The organism is Sulfoacidibacillus ferrooxidans (assembly GCF_022606465.1).
GTDB classification, from domain to species: Bacteria; Bacillota; Bacilli; order Alicyclobacillales; family SLC66; genus Sulfoacidibacillus; species Sulfoacidibacillus ferrooxidans.
Map to the genome: position 1 here is coordinate 1 of NZ_JALBUF010000080.1, position 495 is coordinate 495.

A 495-nucleotide genomic window follows, 5' to 3' on the forward strand; every position below is an offset into this window, starting at 1 on the left:
TTCAAGCACATCGAGCCAAATGGAACCAGCAACAAGATCAAATGAAATCTTTTCGAGATCAACTACGTCATGCAAGCGAACTCAATGCTGCACAAAAACGCATGGCGAATATCTCAGGAGATACGTACGAACCGTTTGCACCTGGCGGTGCCGCTTGGAGTGGCAATACGGCCAATATGGAAAGGTACAATGCAGATAAAATGAACTTAGAACAAGTGATGCCCAAACATGAAAATCAATCGGTAGAACAGACGTTAAAAGATTATGAGGAAAATTGGAAGATGAACAAGGACCACAAGGACGCCACATATAGTGATCCTAACTTTCAAGCAGCCTATCAACAAGCGAAACAGAGCTACTTGCCTTTCTATCGCTATACCCAAGCTCGCGACATGGTACAAGGTGGGCACATCCAATTTCCTGGTGCGATCCGCAAAGAAGACGGCAAACTCTCCCCGAGTCGTGTGAAACCGGAACAATCCGAAAGAGAGCGCT

General features: G+C 45.9%; 1 protein-coding gene. It reads left to right on the plus strand.

The features are described 5' to 3' along the window. On the plus strand, positions 1–495 hold a 495-nt coding region (locus tag MM817_RS16460), incomplete at both ends, for a hypothetical protein (protein WP_241717136.1).